Consider the following 14,896-nt stretch of genomic DNA (forward strand, 5'->3'; position numbering starts at 1 on the left):
AACAGCGGAGGCAGAATGCGTAGACTCCTGCGGGAACAGCACGAGTCCGAAGATCCCGGAAGAAGCGGTTTTTGCTTCTGAGGAAGCTGAGGCCGTGCCCGCGGAAAGCGAAGCGTTCTGCCGTAGCGGCTATCAACAATATTTCCATTAGGTGAAACCAAAAGTTACATCGCATTATATACGTTATGTGCCTTATAGAACGATGATTGAAAAGTCCTTAATAAATCAGTAGAAAGGGGTGTACCATGACTATTAGTCAGATTGTGGTCGTGGGGGCTGGTGTAATGGGGCGAGGCATTGCCTATGTCTCGGCCCTTGCTGGTTTTCACACAATAGTTGTAGATGTGTCAGAGCAAATTCTTCAACAAGCATATCAGCATGCAAAAGAAACTGCAGAAAAAGGAGTAGACCGAGGGAAGTTATCAGTAGAAGAATCATTGAATCTATTAAATCACTTACATACATCTAGTAATCTTGAAACGGCAGTAGTGGATGCAGATTTAATTATTGAAGCAGTACCGGAAAAGAGAAACTTAAAACAACAGATACTCGAAGTAGCAGATACTCATGCACCAAAGCATGCGATTCTAGCGTCTAATACATCAACGATAAGTCCAACCGAGCTTGGATCGTATACGAAACGACCAGACCAACTAGCGGTAATGCATTTTTTTAATCCGGTCCATAAAATGAGACTCGTTGAAATTGTAAGAGGGCTTGAGACGAGTGATGAAACGGTTCGTATGATTGGGGAAACTGCAGAAAAAATGGGGAAAGAGACAGTAGAAGTAAATGAATTCCCTGGATTTGTTACAAGTCGAATTAGTGCACTTGTAGGAAATGAAGCATTCCATATGCTACAGGAAGGTGTTGCCTCGGCGGAGGATATAGATAAAGCCATTCGTCTTGGGTTGAACTATCCGATGGGACCTTTGGAATTAGGGGATTTAGTAGGGTTGGATGCTCGCTTAAACAATCTAAGATACCTCCATGAAACATTAGGGGAAAAATATCGACCAGCACCCTTACTGGAGCAATATGTAAAAGCAGGTCGAATTGGAAGGAAAGCTGGTAAAGGAGTATATGACTATACTGCTGACGGTGAGATGGTGAAAAAATGAGAGAAGTGGTAATCGTAGATGCTGTTCGTACCCCAATTGGGAGATATAAAGGTAGTTTAAAACATGTACGACCAGATGACCTTGGTGCAACTGTGATTAAGGCATTATTAGAACGTAATAATGCAATTTCTCCTGACAAAATTGAGGAGGTTGTCTTAGGTAATGCCAACCAGGCTGGTGAGGATAATCGCAATGTTGCAAGAATGTCTGCATTACTGGCTGGGCTGCCTGTTACAGTTAGTGGAACAACAATTAACCGGTTGTGTGGTTCCGGTCTAGATGCAGTGATGTATGCTGCTAGGGCTATCTCTGTAGGGGAAGGAGATATATTTATTGCGGGAGGTACAGAAAGTATGACGCGCGCTCCTTACGTAATGGCAAAGCCTGATCAAGATTTTGCTCGAGGGAACAGGGAATTATTTGATACGACCATTGGTTGGCGCTTTATTAATAGAAAGCTAGAGGAAGTATATGGAACAGACTCGATGCCAGAAACGGCTGAAAATGTTGCCGAGCAATGTGACATCTCACGAGAGGAGCAGGACCGCTTTGCTTTTGAAAGTCAGCAACGAGCTGAAAAGGCAATAGCAGAGAACCGGTTTGCTGACGAAATCATACCAGTTGTTTACAAATCTCGTAAAGGTGAAGTTGTAGAAGTAAATCAGGATGAACACCCAAGGCCAGACACAACACTTGATAAGCTAGCGAAGTTACGCCCCCTCTTTGATGGTGGGACAATTACAGCAGGAAATGCATCTGGCGTCAATGATGGTGCTTCGGCTCTTTTACTAATGAGTGCTGAAAAAGCAAACGAATTAGGAGTAAAGCCGCTTGTTAAATATGTTGTAAGTGCTACTGCGGGATTAGAGCCTTCTGTAATGGGGCTTGGTCCAATCCATGCATCAAAAAAAGCATTAGACCGAGCGGGACTCAGAGTTGATGAGATCGGGCTAATAGAGTTAAATGAGGCTTTTGCTTCCCAGTCATTAGCTTGTATTCAACAGTTAGAGCTGAATCCAGAGAAAGTAAATGTTAATGGAGGTGCAATTGCTTTTGGTCATCCACTTGGAGCTAGTGGCGCTCGAATCCTAACGACGCTTGTCCATGAGATGAAAAGACGAGGTACCGAGGTTGGTTTAGCGACGATGTGTATTGGTGTTGGTCAGGGGATTGCAATGATTGTCGAGAATATAGCTGATTAAAGGATGTAGGTGCATCGTGGATTTGCTCATAACCGCGGGAATTTAGCGCAAAAACGACAAAGTTGCGCTCATAAAAAAAGCTACTCGCTCAAAAACGACAAAGTAACGCTCATAAACATAATTTCTCAACGAAAGGAGTTAACCGGTGAAAAATATTATTTACCGTAAGAAAAACCACATTGCTTATATCACAATAAGCCGTGAACAAGTGTTAAACTGTTTTAATTATGAAACGTTAATACAACTCCAACAAGTTACAGAGGAAATTCACCTAGATTCTGATATTCAAGTAGTAATTATAACAGGGGCTGGGACAAAGGCATTCAGTGCTGGTGCTGATCTTAAAGAAAGAAAGACACTAACAGATACAGAAGTGCGAAGAAACGTGAAGGCTATTCAAGAATCGTTTAACAAGATAGCGAAGCTTCCTCAACCAACAATTGCTGCGGTAAACGGTTATGCTTTTGGTGGTGGATTTGAATTAATGTTAGCTTGTGATTTTGCTATTGCAGTAACCGAGGCAAAGATGGGGTTAACCGAAACGAGTTGGGCGATCATTCCTGGAGCTGGTGGAACTCAACGCTTACCACGATTAGTAGGAGAAATGAGAGCGAAGGAATTAATTTTTACTGCAAAGAAACTTACTGCTGTCGAAGCGATGGAGCTTGGGATATTACTTAAGGTAGTAGAGCAGGACGAATTGATGGAAACTTGTGAGGAGCTTGCATTTAAAATAATAAAAAACGGTCCTATCGCAATTAAACAAGCTAAATTTGCCATTTCCCAGGGAATGAATACGGATCTTCATACAGGACTTGAAATAGAAGCAATAGCCTATGAACAAACGATACCTACAGAAGATCGAATGGAAGCATTGTTAGCATTTAGTGAAAAGCGAGCTCCTAATTTTAAGGGGAGATAGAGTTTATATTACTGGTACAACAGCAAATAGGGAGGGGTATTGATGCATGAAATATGTAATCTATTAAAAATTGATTTTCCAATAATCCAAGGTGGTATGGGAAACATTAGTAATGCCCAATTAACTGCTGCAGTTTCCGAAGCTGGTGGACTGGGGACAATTGGTTGTGGTACCATGCCACCTGAACAAGTGGAAGAAATAATTATTGCAACGAAAAAACAGACAGATAAACCATTTGCTCTTAATATTGCAATCAACGTAACTCCACATACAGAAACATTAATTACACTCGCAATTAAACATCAGATCCCGGCTGTTTCATTATCAGCTGGCAACCCTGCCCCATATATATCTTTATTACAAGAGCATCAGATTAAGGTGATAGCTATCGTAGCAACGGTTAAACATGCCCAAAAAGCAGAAGCAGCGGGTGCAGATATGCTCGTGGCAGAAGGATTTGAGGCTGCAGGTATTAATTCGAACTTAGAACTAACGACATTCACATTAATTCCTCAAATCACCCAGCACGTTCAAATCCCAGTAATCGCAGCTGGGGGAATTGGTGATGGGAAAGGGCTAGCGGCTGCATTTATGTTAGGGGCAAGCGGTGTTCAACTCGGTACTCGATTAATCGCTACAAAGGAAGCGCCTTTTCATGATGCGTATAAGCAAAGTTTACTTAAAGCAACTGGGGAGGATGCTATTGTTGTTGGTCGTTCTGTTGGTCAAACAAGGCGAATTATAAAAAATAACTATGCGAAAAAACTACACATGCTAGAAAAAGGCGAAATGACACAGGAGCAATACTGGGAATATACTTCAGAACAACAACATGTAGTTGGAGCGATAAAAGGGGATCAAGAAAATGGATTCATGAATGGTGGCCAGGTTGCTGGGCTCATTAATGATATTCCAAGTGTGAAGGAACTCTTCAATCGGATCTTTCAGGGGGCGGTCCAGCAAATAGAAGACACTAGCAATCTGTTGGAACGCTCAATAAAAGCAAGGTAAAAGATTGTTAGTTATCCCACAAACATCTTTTTCGTTCCTAAGTTGTAGGGTCTTACGGTCAGAGCAATACACAAAATAACAAAAAATAACGACTTTTCAAAATATAATATTGACTGCATTATTACGCAGTGATAAAATAACGTTTAAATAACGTCATATTATTTAATGTGAATCAACCCGTTATTATGTAAGCGTTTTAATATGGAATTCTAAATGTTTCTAGTTAACACGTTAAGTACAGTAGTAAAAGTAATTAGGCTAAAAGAGGAGTGGTACCTTGAAGCCCGGTATGGAAATTGGTCGACAAGAGACAATTGAAATTAAAGTGACGGAAGATATGTTTGCGAGCTTTGAAGGTAAAGTCGTACACCCGGTCTATTCCACGGTGGCAATGGTTTATCACATGGAATGGGTTTCTCGAAAAATAATACTCCCCTTTTTAGAAGAACATGAAGAAGGGATGGGAGCGGCAGTAGAAATTAAACATATAAATGCTTCTCCATTACATTCCAACGTTATACTTACAGCAACCTTAACAGCATTTGACGGCCAACAAGTATTTACAGCTGTAGAAGCCTTTAATGAAAAAGGGTTAATAGGTAAGGGAGAGGTTAAGCAGGTTATTTTACCGAAGAAAGTGATTCAAGAAAAGCTATCTATATCTTCAAAGTAATTTAAAAACGTAATTACGCTTAGGAGGATTCGATGGGATTGACCAAAGGGTTATCTGTAGATGAAGAATTCAAACTTTTAGATAAGATGTCCGAACATGAACAAGTTGTATTTTGTAATGATCCTTCCTCTGGTTTACGTGCAATAATAGCAATACATAATACGACATTGGGGCCGGCCCTTGGTGGGTGTAGAATGCATCCGTACCCCAGTTTAGACCATGCTTTGGATGATGTCCTCCGGCTATCAAAAGGGATGAGTTATAAATGTGCAGCAGCTGATGTGGATTTTGGCGGAGGAAAAGCAGTTATTATCGGTGATCCTCAAACGGATAAAACAGCAGAGTTGTTTCGCGCATTTGGACAATTTGTAGAATCGCTAGGAGGTAGATTCTACACAGGTACAGATATGGGTACGACAATGGATGACTTTATCCATTCGATGCGAGAGACAAAGAATATTGTGGGAGTACCGGAAGCATATGGAGGTGGAGGTGATTCCTCCATTCCGACTGCGATGGGTGTAATCTATGGCATCCGGGCAACCAATCAAACGTTATTCGGTTCTAATACATTAAGTAGAGCTACTTATTCCATCCAAGGACTTGGGAAAGTAGGTTATAAAGTCGCAGAGTACTTATTGGAGCAAGGTGCACATATTACTGTAACAGATGTTTGTGATGAAAATATAAGATCAATCCAACGTAAAGCTGCAACAACGTCAGGAGCGGTTTCCGTTGTGGAGCCCCATGAAATATATTCACAGAATGTGGATCTATTCATCCCATGTGCAGTGGGTGGAGTGATTAATGACGAAACGATTGATCTTTTAAAAGTAAAAGCGGTTGTTGGATCAGCAAACAATCAATTGAAACTAGAAGAGCATGGAAACAGGTTAGCAGAAAAAGGAATTCTATATGCTCCTGATTATATTGTCAATGCAGGTGGTCTCATTCAAGTAGCAGATGAATTATATGGGGCAAACAAAGAACGAGTACTTTCCAAAACAAAAGAAATCTATCATATCATCCTCGATGTCTATCAACAAGCAAATTCTCACCAAATAACAACACTGGAAGCAGCTAATCGAATATGTGAAAAATTAATAGCGGAAAAGGCCCGAAGAAATAGTTTTTATACTAGGTCGGTTCGGCCTAAATGGGATATACGAAATCAATCGTCTTATTAGAATCGGAGGTTATCAGCATGGAAGATAAATTTCCAATCAAGAGAATCATAGATGATCAAGGGAACTTGCTAGAGGAGTCCTTTAAGGATCAACTGAATGATCAATTTGTCAAGCGCTTTTATTACCATATGTACAGAATCCGAACGTTTGATAGAAAGGCCAAAAATTTACAACGTCAAGGTCGAATTGGGACATATCCACCATTTGAGGGGCAAGAGGCTGCACAGGTAGGGAGTGCACTAGCTCTAGGGCCAGGTGATTGGATGTTTCCAACCTACCGAGATCATGGTGCAATGCTAACATTTGGGGCAGATATGAGTCGAACCTTTTTATACTGGAATGGAAGGGTAGAAGGATGTGTTCCTCCAGATGGGAAGAATATTTTTCCAGCCGCGGTTCCAATTGCGACACAAATTCCTCATGCAGCAGGCGTAGCGTGGGCGGAGAAGAAAAAAGGAACGAGAAATCTTGCCATTGCTTATTTCGGAGATGGTGCGACTTCAGAGGGAGATTTCCATGAAGGACTGAATTTCGCAAGTGTATTCCAAACACCGACAATCTTCTTTAATCAGAATAATCGTTATGCTATTTCGGTACCAATCGAGAAACAAATGAATTCAGAAACAATTGCACAAAAGGGGATTGCTTATGGAATACCTAGTGTCAGAATCGACGGGAATGATTGTTTCTCGGTGTACTTTGAAACGTTGTCAGCAGCTGAGCGGGCGAGGAATGGTGATGGGCCAACATTAATAGAGGCTGTTACTTGGAGAACCGGAGCTCATACGACTGCTGATGATCCAACGAAATATCGGCCAGATAACCAAGGAATCGATGTTGTTGAACCAATAATACGATTGGAACGGTTCATGAAAAATTACGAATTTTGGGATGAGAAGGAAATGGAGGAGATGCACGTATTAATAGAAGATGAAGTGGAAAGAGCCGTACAGGAAATGGAAAAATATCCAAAGGCAAAAGTGGAAGATTTATTTGATCATGTATTTGCAAACCCTCCTCAGCAATTATTGGCTCAAAAAGAATCTTATTTAGAACATATAAAGGGGGAGTAAGTAATGACTACGGAGTTAAAGAAAGTAGGGAACCCATCGTCTGTTACTCAAAAAATGACGTTAATCCAAGCGATTAATGATGGAATGAAAACCATGTTAGCAGAGGACGAAACAACGCTAGTCCTTGGGGAAGATGTTGGGAAAAATGGTGGGGTGTTTCGGGCGACTGATGGACTTCAAGAGCAATTCGGAAATGATCGAGTTGTGGATACTCCTCTTTCAGAATCGGGCATCATTGGTACATCAGTGGGGCTTGCGGTAAATGGTTTTAAACCAATTGCGGAGATTCAGTTTATGGGATTTATTTATCCAGCTTATGATCAAATTATGACCCACGTCTCCCGTTTGCGAATGAAAACAATGGGTCATTTTTCCGTACCAATGGTAATAAGAGCCCCATATGGTGCAGGGGTGCGTGCTCCGGAAGTACACTCGGATTCAACTGAAGCATTGTTTACTCATATGCCAGGAATAAAGGTTGTGTGTCCGGCAACTCCATATGACGCGAAAGGGTTATTAATTGCAGCAGTGAAAGATCCAGATCCAGTACTTTACTTAGAACCTATGCGGAGCTATCGATCTTCACGGGAGGAAGTTCCAGTCGAAGAATACCATGTAAGCATTGGTGAAGGAAACGTAAGAAAAGAGGGCGAGGATGTAACGTTAATTGCTTGGGGAGCTATGGTACCAATTATTGAAAAAGCTGCTCAAAAGGCGGAGGAACAAGGAATTAACTGTGAAGTAATTGATTTGCGTACGCTCTATCCATTAGATAAGGACGTAATAGCTGAATCTGTAAAGAAAACAGGAAGAGCTGTCATTGTACATGAAGCACATGCTACTGGTGGCTTAGGAAATGATGTTGCTACAACAATAAATGACCAAGCATTCCTTTATATGAAAGCACCAATAAATCGGGTAACAGGATTTGATGTACCAGTTCCGTTTTTTGCCTTGGAAGAACATTATCTTCCAACCGTTGAACGAGTGTTAAAAGCAATTCAGGATACGTATCAATTTTAGTATGCTAGGAAAAAAGGTCTAGAATTTTTAAAAAACGTAAACCTTTTGACATAAAGGGATAAAGCGTTTACATAATTATTAGATAGTTCAGAATAGGTTGACTGAAATTTGTGATGTGATATAATTTGTCAAATATATTTTGAATATTAAATGAAAATAAGGGGGAATACGTAATGAAGAAGTGGCTTCAATTAATGGTTTTAGCAATGATTAGCATTCTAGTATTAGCTGCGTGTGGCGATAGTACAGGAGGGGATGGAAGTGCTTATAGCGTAGGTGCTACCCAGATCGTTGAGCACCCATCATTAGACAGGGCATATGAAGGATTTCAAGCTGCTCTTGAAGATGCAGAGTTAGATGTCGACTATGATTTTCAAAGTGCACAAGGTGATCCAAACAATATAAAGCCAATTTCTGAAGGGTTTGTAGCAGATGGTGTTGATTTAATATTTGCAAACTCAACTCCTAGTGCACAAGGTGCATTGAACGAAACAAACGATATTCCGATTGTATTTACTTCTGTTACGGATGCTGTAGATGCAGATCTAGTACCATCCATGGATGAAGCTGGTGAAAATATCACTGGCGTGGTAGATCTACATCCAAATGCAATTGAAGAAACGGTGAACTTCATTGATACGTATTTCCAAGGTGCAACAGTTGGCTTGATCTATAATGCTGGGGAACCAAACTCTGTTACACAAATAGAAGCAGTAGAAGCGGCAGTGGATGGAACTAGCTTAAGTATTGAAGATCGTACAGTCGCGAATGCCTCTGAGGTACAGCAGGCTGCAACAACACTTGTTAGCGATATTGATGTATTTTATATCGTAACGGATAATACCGTTGTAGAAGCATTAGACAGTGTGGTAGGAGTTGCGAATGAACATGATATTCCTTTAGTTGTTGGGGAACCAGATTCCTTGGCGAAGGGTGGTTTTGTGACATTTGGTATTGATTACTACACAATTGGTTATCGCTCCGGTGAAATGGCTGCAGACATTTTAACAGGAGAAAAATCACCGAACGATATTGCTCCAGAATATCCTTCAGAAATTCAATTATTCATTAACAAAGGAGCGGCTGAAGAGCAAGGGATCGAATGGCAAGACGAGTGGGACGATGAAGCTGAATTTGTTGAAACAGAAGAGTGATAAATAGTATATAAAAGTAGAATGTATCCAATGAAGCAGGCTTATTGGCCTGCTTTGTTACTCTAAAGACAATGGAATAGATTATCGATGTGCGTGGAGGAGGACAATATGCTTATTTCATTATTTGGTGCAGTTGAATCAGGAGTAATATATGCAATCATGGCCTTGGGGGTTTATTTATCCTTCCGCGTGTTAGACTTTCCCGATTTGACGGTTGATGGTAGCTTTGTAACGGGTGCAGGATTAACGGCAATTTCAATTGTAAATGGTGTACCACCAGTACTTGCTACGGTATTAGGGGCAATGGCTGGTTTTATAGCTGGTTGTATAACGGGTGTCCTACACACGAAAGGAAAAATTAATGCATTATTATCAGGAATACTTATGATGATTGCATTATATTCGATTAATTTACGAATAATGGGGCAACCGACCGTATCTATGTTGAATGAATCCACCATCTTTCAACAACTGGAAGCAATATGGTCGAGACTTGGAATTGACGCATTTTTTAATGGGATACTAACTGCGCTTGGTGCAGATCGAGTCCCAACAACATGGGTTATTGTAATCGTAATGATTATCGTAACGCTAGGAATAAAGTTTTTAACAGATTATTATTTAAAAACAGAAGTAGGTTTAGCTTTAAGGGCAACCGGTGACAATCAAAAAATGATCCGCAGTCTATCGGCAAATACGGATTCTTTAATTATTGTTGGAATTGGGATATCGAATGGATTAGTCGCATTATCTGGGGCATTGATTGCTCAACACGGTGGCTTTGCTAATGTGAATATGGGGATAGGTATGATTGTTATTGGTCTGGCATCAGTTATTGTTGGTGAGGCTATTTTTGGTAAAAGAACAATTGCTATTGCAACAATTGCGGTAATAGGTGGCGCAGTAGTTTACCGAATTGTTGTAACGCTGGCTCTACAGGTGGATTTCTTAGAGTCGGGTGACATGAAGTTAATTACAGCAATTTTAGTTATTATTGCCTTAATTGCACCAAAAATGATTCAGGCTCGAAAAGAACAGAAGCGGCGTTTACGTAAACGGGCAGAGCTTAGCGCGCAAGTAGAGGAGGCGTAGCATTATGCTAAATCTAAATAATGTATCCATTACGTTTAATGAGGGGACACCTGATCAAAAAAATGCGTTACAAAGGATTAACTTAGATCTTCAAAAAGGGGAATTCGTTACGGTTATTGGTAGTAATGGTGCTGGTAAATCAACTTTAATGAATGTGATTTCAGGAAATTTATCCCCTGACGTTGGAGACGTTTTTATTGATGATAAGAAGGTGACCTTTCTACCTGAATATAAACGATCAACTATGATTGGTCGTGTTTTCCAAGATCCAATGGCAGGAACAGCACCGTCAATGACGATTGAAGAAAACTTGGCGATGGCATTTTCGCGGAATAAAAAAAGAAGATTAAAACGAGGTGTAACCAAAAAGCGAAAAGATTTCTTCCAAGAATATTTAACGACTTTAAATTTAGGTCTTGAGGATCGACTGACAGCAAAAGTAGGGTTATTATCTGGTGGTGAACGGCAGGCTTTATCACTATTGATGGCTACGTTTACGGAACCGAACATCTTGTTGCTAGATGAGCATACGGCCGCTCTTGATCCGTCTAGAGCAGAATTAATCATTCAAATTACAGAGGATGTTGTGAAAAAATTTGGCTTGACCACATTAATGGTAACCCATAATATGCAGCAGGCTTTGGACCTAGGAAGTAGACTGATTATGATGGATAAGGGACAAATTATTTTAGATATCAATGGGGATAAAAAACGTGAATTAACAATTGAAGATTTATTACAAGAATTTAAACGGATTCGTGGCGAGCAATTCGAAAGCGACCGAGCAGTTCTGGGATAGTAATCATAATGTTGGACGTCATCTAATGATGGCGTCTTTGTTGTTAATTGGAACCTTTAGCATTTACTTAGTGAACTTCGCTTGATGATTATAATGTGACGTAACGCAACTTGATTCCCGTTGCGGCCAAACGCTATCCTCGGGTTCGGACTCAGCCAAGGTAATAAGGGAATGAGGAACCACTTCGTCATTGATGAGGATTGTGATTCCGTTAAATGACCAAAACACTGCCAAAACAAGGGGTATGAGGATCCTCATTCCTCTATTAGACATAGATTAGTGAAAATTGACTAAAAATAGGTGAATAAAGGAATGAGGAACCGAAACTATGCTCCAGATGGGTGATTTCGACCATTTAGCGGAATGAGGAACCACTTCGTTTATTGATGAGGAACCTCGTTACGCTTTTGGACCCAAAGGTGGTTAGATGGATCTTATTTTCTTACTGACGAATTACGTATTCCACAATCAGTCGAATAAAAGAATAACATTTTATACGCCAACTCCTAACCTGAATTTAACCCAATTGAACAGGCTTTCCCAAATAGGAAAAACTTGTTTCTTAGATTACTCCTTGTTCGATCATCGCATCGGCTACCTTTGTAAAGCCTGCAATACTTGCACCAGATATTAAATTTCCTTTCTTTCTGTACGCTTCGGCTGCATTGATACTGTTTTGATATATATCCTTCATAATTTGTTGTAGCTTTTGATCAACTTCTTCAAATGACCAAGACATACGAGAACTATTTTGCCCCATTTCTAACGCAGAAACAGCAACTCCACCAGCATTAACTGCTTTTGCTGGTCCAAATTGAACTTTATGGTCTTGGAATATAGCTATGGCATCAGCAGTAGACGGCATATTTGCCCCTTCGGCTACAATTTTTACGCCGTTATCAACTAATTTTTGAGCAGCCTGTTTATCAAGTTCATTTTGTGTAGCACAAGGTAGAGCAATATCACATGGAATGGACCAAATTCCAGAACTACCCTCTACAAAAGTTGCACTTGGATGAATCAATGCATATTCGCTGATTCTTCTTCGTTCTACTTCTTTTAATTGTTTTACAGTTTGTACATTTAAACCGGAATCATCATATATATAGCCGTTTGAATCACTGCATGCGATAACAGTTGCTCCAAGCTCGATCGCCTTTTCCATAGCGTAAATAGATACATTACCAGAACCAGAGATAACCACTTTTTTTCCTGCGAAGGTTTGGCCCTGGTTATTTAGCATTTCTTTTACAAAGTAAATAGCTCCATATCCAGTAGCCTCCTTACGTGCTAAACTACCTCCATACAGAAGCCCCTTTCCTGTCAAAACGCCTGCTTCAAAGCTCTTACGCATTCTCTTATACTGGCCAAAAAGATAACCAATTTCACGAGCGCCTACACCTATATCTCCTGCAGGTACGTCTGTATCTGGACCAATATGGTTTGCTAATTCGGTCATATAGCTTTGACAGAACCGCATGATCTCGTTATCCGATTTTCCTTTTGGATCAAAATCTGCTCCGCCTTTCCCACCACCGATAGGCTGACCTGTGAGCGCATTTTTAAAGATTTGTTCAAACCCAAGAAATTTTATGATACTCGTATTTACCGAAGGATGAAAGCGTAATCCGCCTTTATATGGTCCTATTGCACTGTTAAATTGAACGCGATAGCCACGATTTACCTGAATATTTCCTTGGTCATCTATCCAAGGGACGCGAAAGGTAATAAGTCTTTCCGGTTCTACGATTCGTTCCAGGATATTATGTTTTATATAATGTGGATTCTTAATTAAAACGGGTTTAATGGATTTAAATATGACATAGACAGCCTGATGAAATTCATCTTGGTTAGGGTCTTTCTGTTTCATTTTTTCATATACACGGTCAATATAATTCTGCACATCAATAGATGCGTCATTCTTTGTTAGTAAGCTCATGATGTCCTCCTAATATTCAAGTAAACCATTTTAAGTACTAGGTACTAATAGTTAGTTATAAATTATAACAAGAAGTTGCGTGAAAAAGAAGTAAATAACTTGTTAAAATTTTGTTACAAGCCCAAAGAAATCATATTCTACTATATAATTTGTGATAGAACTCGAAATTTAATCAGTAAAAGTGCTTTACCTTTCCGTTACGTTAACATGTAAAGTAATAAGAAAGGAGTTGAAGGGGTATGCAAATTAAGGAAGTAGCAAATCGGTTGAATACAACTACTAGAACGATTCGATTTTATGAAGAAAAGGGATTAATTTTTCCAAGAAAAGATACAGAAAATGACTATCGGTTGTTTACAGAAGAGGACCTAATTCGATTGAGTACGATCCTAGCTTTAAGGGAAATTGGAATTCCTGTAACCGAGATAAAAGGTATACTAGAAAAAACAGATATGAATGTAAAGCAATATCTTGATATCCAACGTTCTGCATTATATGAGAAATGGATGGAAATGAGGGATATGATTGAAACAATCGATGTCATGGTGGAAAAGACAACGGATGGAGAATTCCCGAAAGACTTTTATACATTAGCACAGCATTTGAAAAATCTAAAAACCATTCGAAAAAAGTGGGAAGATCGTTGGAATTTTGATGAACAAGCATCATACTATGATGAGAGTTTAAAAAAATCGGGATTCTCATTTAACGTACATGAAGGGTATGATCAAGCACTGATGCAAGTCGTGGAACATACCAAACTTCAACCTGGAGATATTTGTTTGGATGTTGGAATTGGTACAGGGAATCTAGGTGTCAAGTTTTTAGATAAAGGAATTCACGTAATTGGTGTTGATCAGTCAGAAAAGATGCTGGAGATGTGTAAAGAAAAGCATAAACAGATTGAAACACGTAAGGGACATTTCCTTGCTCTCCCTATACTAGACCAGTCGGTAGAAGCGGTGGTCACAAGTTATGCACTTCACCATCTTCCGGATGATGAGAAATTATTGGCTTTAAAAGAAATGGTTCGCGTTTTAAAGCCAAATGGACAAATTTGCATTGCAGATTTAATGTTTCGTGATAGGGAACATCGGGAAGCGGTAATTTCAAATTATCGAAACGAAGGAAATCATATTGCAATTGATGTGATTGAGGATGAGTACTATGCAGATCGATCCTTACTTGTCGATTGGCTCACCAATCATGGTTTTCATGTTGAAAGTCGTCAACTCAATCCAATTTTAGGATTAATTTATGCGGAACTTACATCATAGGTAGTAGAATTTATCCCAGACACTTAAAATAAATGTTATCTAGCAATCTGTGAGGGAGGAAGAATAAATCCACTAATTACAGGTTCACTTTATTAAGATAAGACTATTGCAACTTCTACTAACCTATGATAGGATTTATATACAATATATTGAAAGATAATAAAAATAATATACTATATATAGTATCGACGAGTTAAGGTGACATTTTGTCTTAAAAGGGAATCTAGTTAAAAGCTAGAACTGTCCCCGCAACTGTAAGTGTGGACGAACGAGATATCCACTGTACCTGAGGATGGTATGGGAAGGTCTTTAGTAGGTAGATACACAAGTCAGGAGACCTGCCATAACTTGTAGTTTCATTTCTCCGGGGAAAGAGAAGGTGAGGCGATAGAGATCTGATAATTTTCTGTCGTTTAAAGCCGT

13 protein-coding genes and 1 riboswitch are annotated in these 14,896 nt (G+C 39.7%); of the genes, 12 read left to right on the top strand and 1 reads right to left on the bottom strand.

Annotated elements, in window-relative coordinates; translation table 11 throughout:
* Positions 1 to 245: 245 nt before the first annotated feature.
* The 11 genes from BMX40_RS13500 to BMX40_RS13550 all read left to right on the top strand — a co-directional run bounded on the left by BMX40_RS13500 (position 246) and on the right by BMX40_RS13550 (position 11,257).
* A complete protein-coding gene (locus tag BMX40_RS13500; protein ID WP_090870782.1) occupies positions 246 to 1,121 on the top strand; it encodes a 3-hydroxyacyl-CoA dehydrogenase in 876 nt (291 codons plus the stop codon).
* Complete coding sequence (locus BMX40_RS13505) at positions 1,118 to 2,323, top strand: thiolase family protein (protein WP_090870784.1); 1,206 nt, start codon at positions 1,118 to 1,120, stop codon at positions 2,321 to 2,323. Before BMX40_RS13500 ends, BMX40_RS13505 begins: the two co-directional genes overlap by 4 nt.
* A 145-nt stretch (positions 2,324 to 2,468) precedes the next feature.
* Positions 2,469 to 3,245 carry an enoyl-CoA hydratase-related protein gene (locus tag BMX40_RS13510; protein WP_090870786.1) on the top strand — a complete coding sequence of 259 codons (777 nt, stop codon included), beginning with the start codon at positions 2,469 to 2,471 and terminating at the stop codon, positions 3,243 to 3,245.
* Between the two features lie 42 nt (positions 3,246 to 3,287).
* Positions 3,288 to 4,256, top strand: a complete 969-nt coding sequence (locus BMX40_RS13515; RefSeq protein ID WP_090870788.1) for an NAD(P)H-dependent flavin oxidoreductase — start codon at positions 3,288 to 3,290, stop codon at positions 4,254 to 4,256.
* Between the two features lie 277 nt (positions 4,257 to 4,533).
* Positions 4,534 to 4,929, top strand: a complete 396-nt coding sequence (locus BMX40_RS13520) for a thioesterase family protein (protein WP_090870790.1) — start codon at positions 4,534 to 4,536, stop codon at positions 4,927 to 4,929.
* 32 nt (positions 4,930 to 4,961) lie between these two features.
* Positions 4,962 to 6,116: a Glu/Leu/Phe/Val family dehydrogenase gene (locus BMX40_RS13525; protein WP_090870792.1), complete on the top strand. Its 1,155-nt coding sequence runs from the start codon at positions 4,962 to 4,964 to the stop codon at positions 6,114 to 6,116.
* 17 nt (positions 6,117 to 6,133) lie between these two features.
* The gene (gene pdhA / locus BMX40_RS13530) at positions 6,134 to 7,189 is read left to right on the top strand and encodes a pyruvate dehydrogenase (acetyl-transferring) E1 component subunit alpha (RefSeq protein WP_090870794.1); all 1,056 of its coding nucleotides are present in this window, start codon (positions 6,134 to 6,136) and stop codon (positions 7,187 to 7,189) included.
* Positions 7,190 to 7,192: 3 nt separating this feature from the next.
* On the top strand, positions 7,193 to 8,212 hold the full coding sequence (locus tag BMX40_RS13535; protein ID WP_090870796.1) for an alpha-ketoacid dehydrogenase subunit beta: 1,020 nt from the start codon (positions 7,193 to 7,195) through the stop codon (positions 8,210 to 8,212).
* A 173-nt stretch (positions 8,213 to 8,385) separates the two neighbouring features.
* Positions 8,386 to 9,366, top strand: coding sequence for an ABC transporter substrate-binding protein (locus tag BMX40_RS13540; protein WP_090870798.1), 981 nt, complete (start codon positions 8,386 to 8,388; stop codon positions 9,364 to 9,366).
* A gap of 108 nt (positions 9,367 to 9,474) precedes the next feature.
* A complete protein-coding gene (locus BMX40_RS13545) occupies positions 9,475 to 10,458 on the top strand; it encodes an ABC transporter permease (RefSeq protein WP_090870800.1) in 984 nt (327 codons plus the stop codon).
* 4 nt (positions 10,459 to 10,462) lie between these two features.
* Positions 10,463 to 11,257, top strand: coding sequence for an ABC transporter ATP-binding protein (locus BMX40_RS13550; RefSeq protein WP_090870802.1), 795 nt, complete (start codon positions 10,463 to 10,465; stop codon positions 11,255 to 11,257).
* 562 nt (positions 11,258 to 11,819) lie between these two features.
* Here BMX40_RS13550 and gdhA read toward each other — a convergent pair.
* Positions 11,820 to 13,196 carry an NADP-specific glutamate dehydrogenase gene (gene gdhA, locus BMX40_RS13555; protein ID WP_090870804.1) on the bottom strand — a complete coding sequence of 459 codons (1,377 nt, stop codon included), beginning with the start codon at positions 13,194 to 13,196 and terminating at the stop codon, positions 11,820 to 11,822.
* 239 nt (positions 13,197 to 13,435) lie between these two features.
* Between gdhA and BMX40_RS13560 the strand changes: the two genes are divergently transcribed.
* A complete protein-coding gene (locus BMX40_RS13560; RefSeq protein ID WP_090870806.1) occupies positions 13,436 to 14,473 on the top strand; it encodes a methyltransferase domain-containing protein in 1,038 nt (345 codons plus the stop codon).
* A gap of 179 nt (positions 14,474 to 14,652) precedes the next feature.
* A riboswitch (cobalamin riboswitch) is annotated at positions 14,653 to 14,833 on the top strand.
* Positions 14,834 to 14,896 lie beyond the last annotated feature (63 nt).

It is taken from the genome of Oceanobacillus limi, assembly GCF_900111445.1.
GTDB classification, from domain to species: domain Bacteria; phylum Bacillota; class Bacilli; order Bacillales; family Amphibacillaceae; genus Ornithinibacillus; species Ornithinibacillus limi.

Excerpts from the sequence above, each read along its gene's own strand:
- gdhA (WP_090870804.1), bottom strand. The coding sequence starts at position 13,196 with ATGAGCTTACTAACAAAGAATGACGCATCTATTGATGTGCAGAATTAT.
- pdhA (WP_090870794.1), top strand. The coding sequence starts at position 6,134 with ATGGAAGATAAATTTCCAATCAAGAGAATCATAGATGATCAAGGGAAC.
- BMX40_RS13540 (WP_090870798.1), top strand. The coding sequence starts at position 8,386 with ATGAAGAAGTGGCTTCAATTAATGGTTTTAGCAATGATTAGCATTCTA.
- BMX40_RS13505 (WP_090870784.1), top strand. The coding sequence starts at position 1,118 with ATGAGAGAAGTGGTAATCGTAGATGCTGTTCGTACCCCAATTGGGAGA.
- BMX40_RS13525 (WP_090870792.1), top strand. The coding sequence starts at position 4,962 with ATGGGATTGACCAAAGGGTTATCTGTAGATGAAGAATTCAAACTTTTA.
- BMX40_RS13560 (WP_090870806.1), top strand. The coding sequence starts at position 13,436 with ATGCAAATTAAGGAAGTAGCAAATCGGTTGAATACAACTACTAGAACG.
- BMX40_RS13550 (WP_090870802.1), top strand. The coding sequence starts at position 10,463 with ATGCTAAATCTAAATAATGTATCCATTACGTTTAATGAGGGGACACCT.
- BMX40_RS13500 (WP_090870782.1), top strand. The coding sequence starts at position 246 with ATGACTATTAGTCAGATTGTGGTCGTGGGGGCTGGTGTAATGGGGCGA.
- BMX40_RS13545 (WP_090870800.1), top strand. The coding sequence starts at position 9,475 with ATGCTTATTTCATTATTTGGTGCAGTTGAATCAGGAGTAATATATGCA.
- BMX40_RS13515 (WP_090870788.1), top strand. The coding sequence starts at position 3,288 with ATGCATGAAATATGTAATCTATTAAAAATTGATTTTCCAATAATCCAA.
- BMX40_RS13535 (WP_090870796.1), top strand. The coding sequence starts at position 7,193 with ATGACTACGGAGTTAAAGAAAGTAGGGAACCCATCGTCTGTTACTCAA.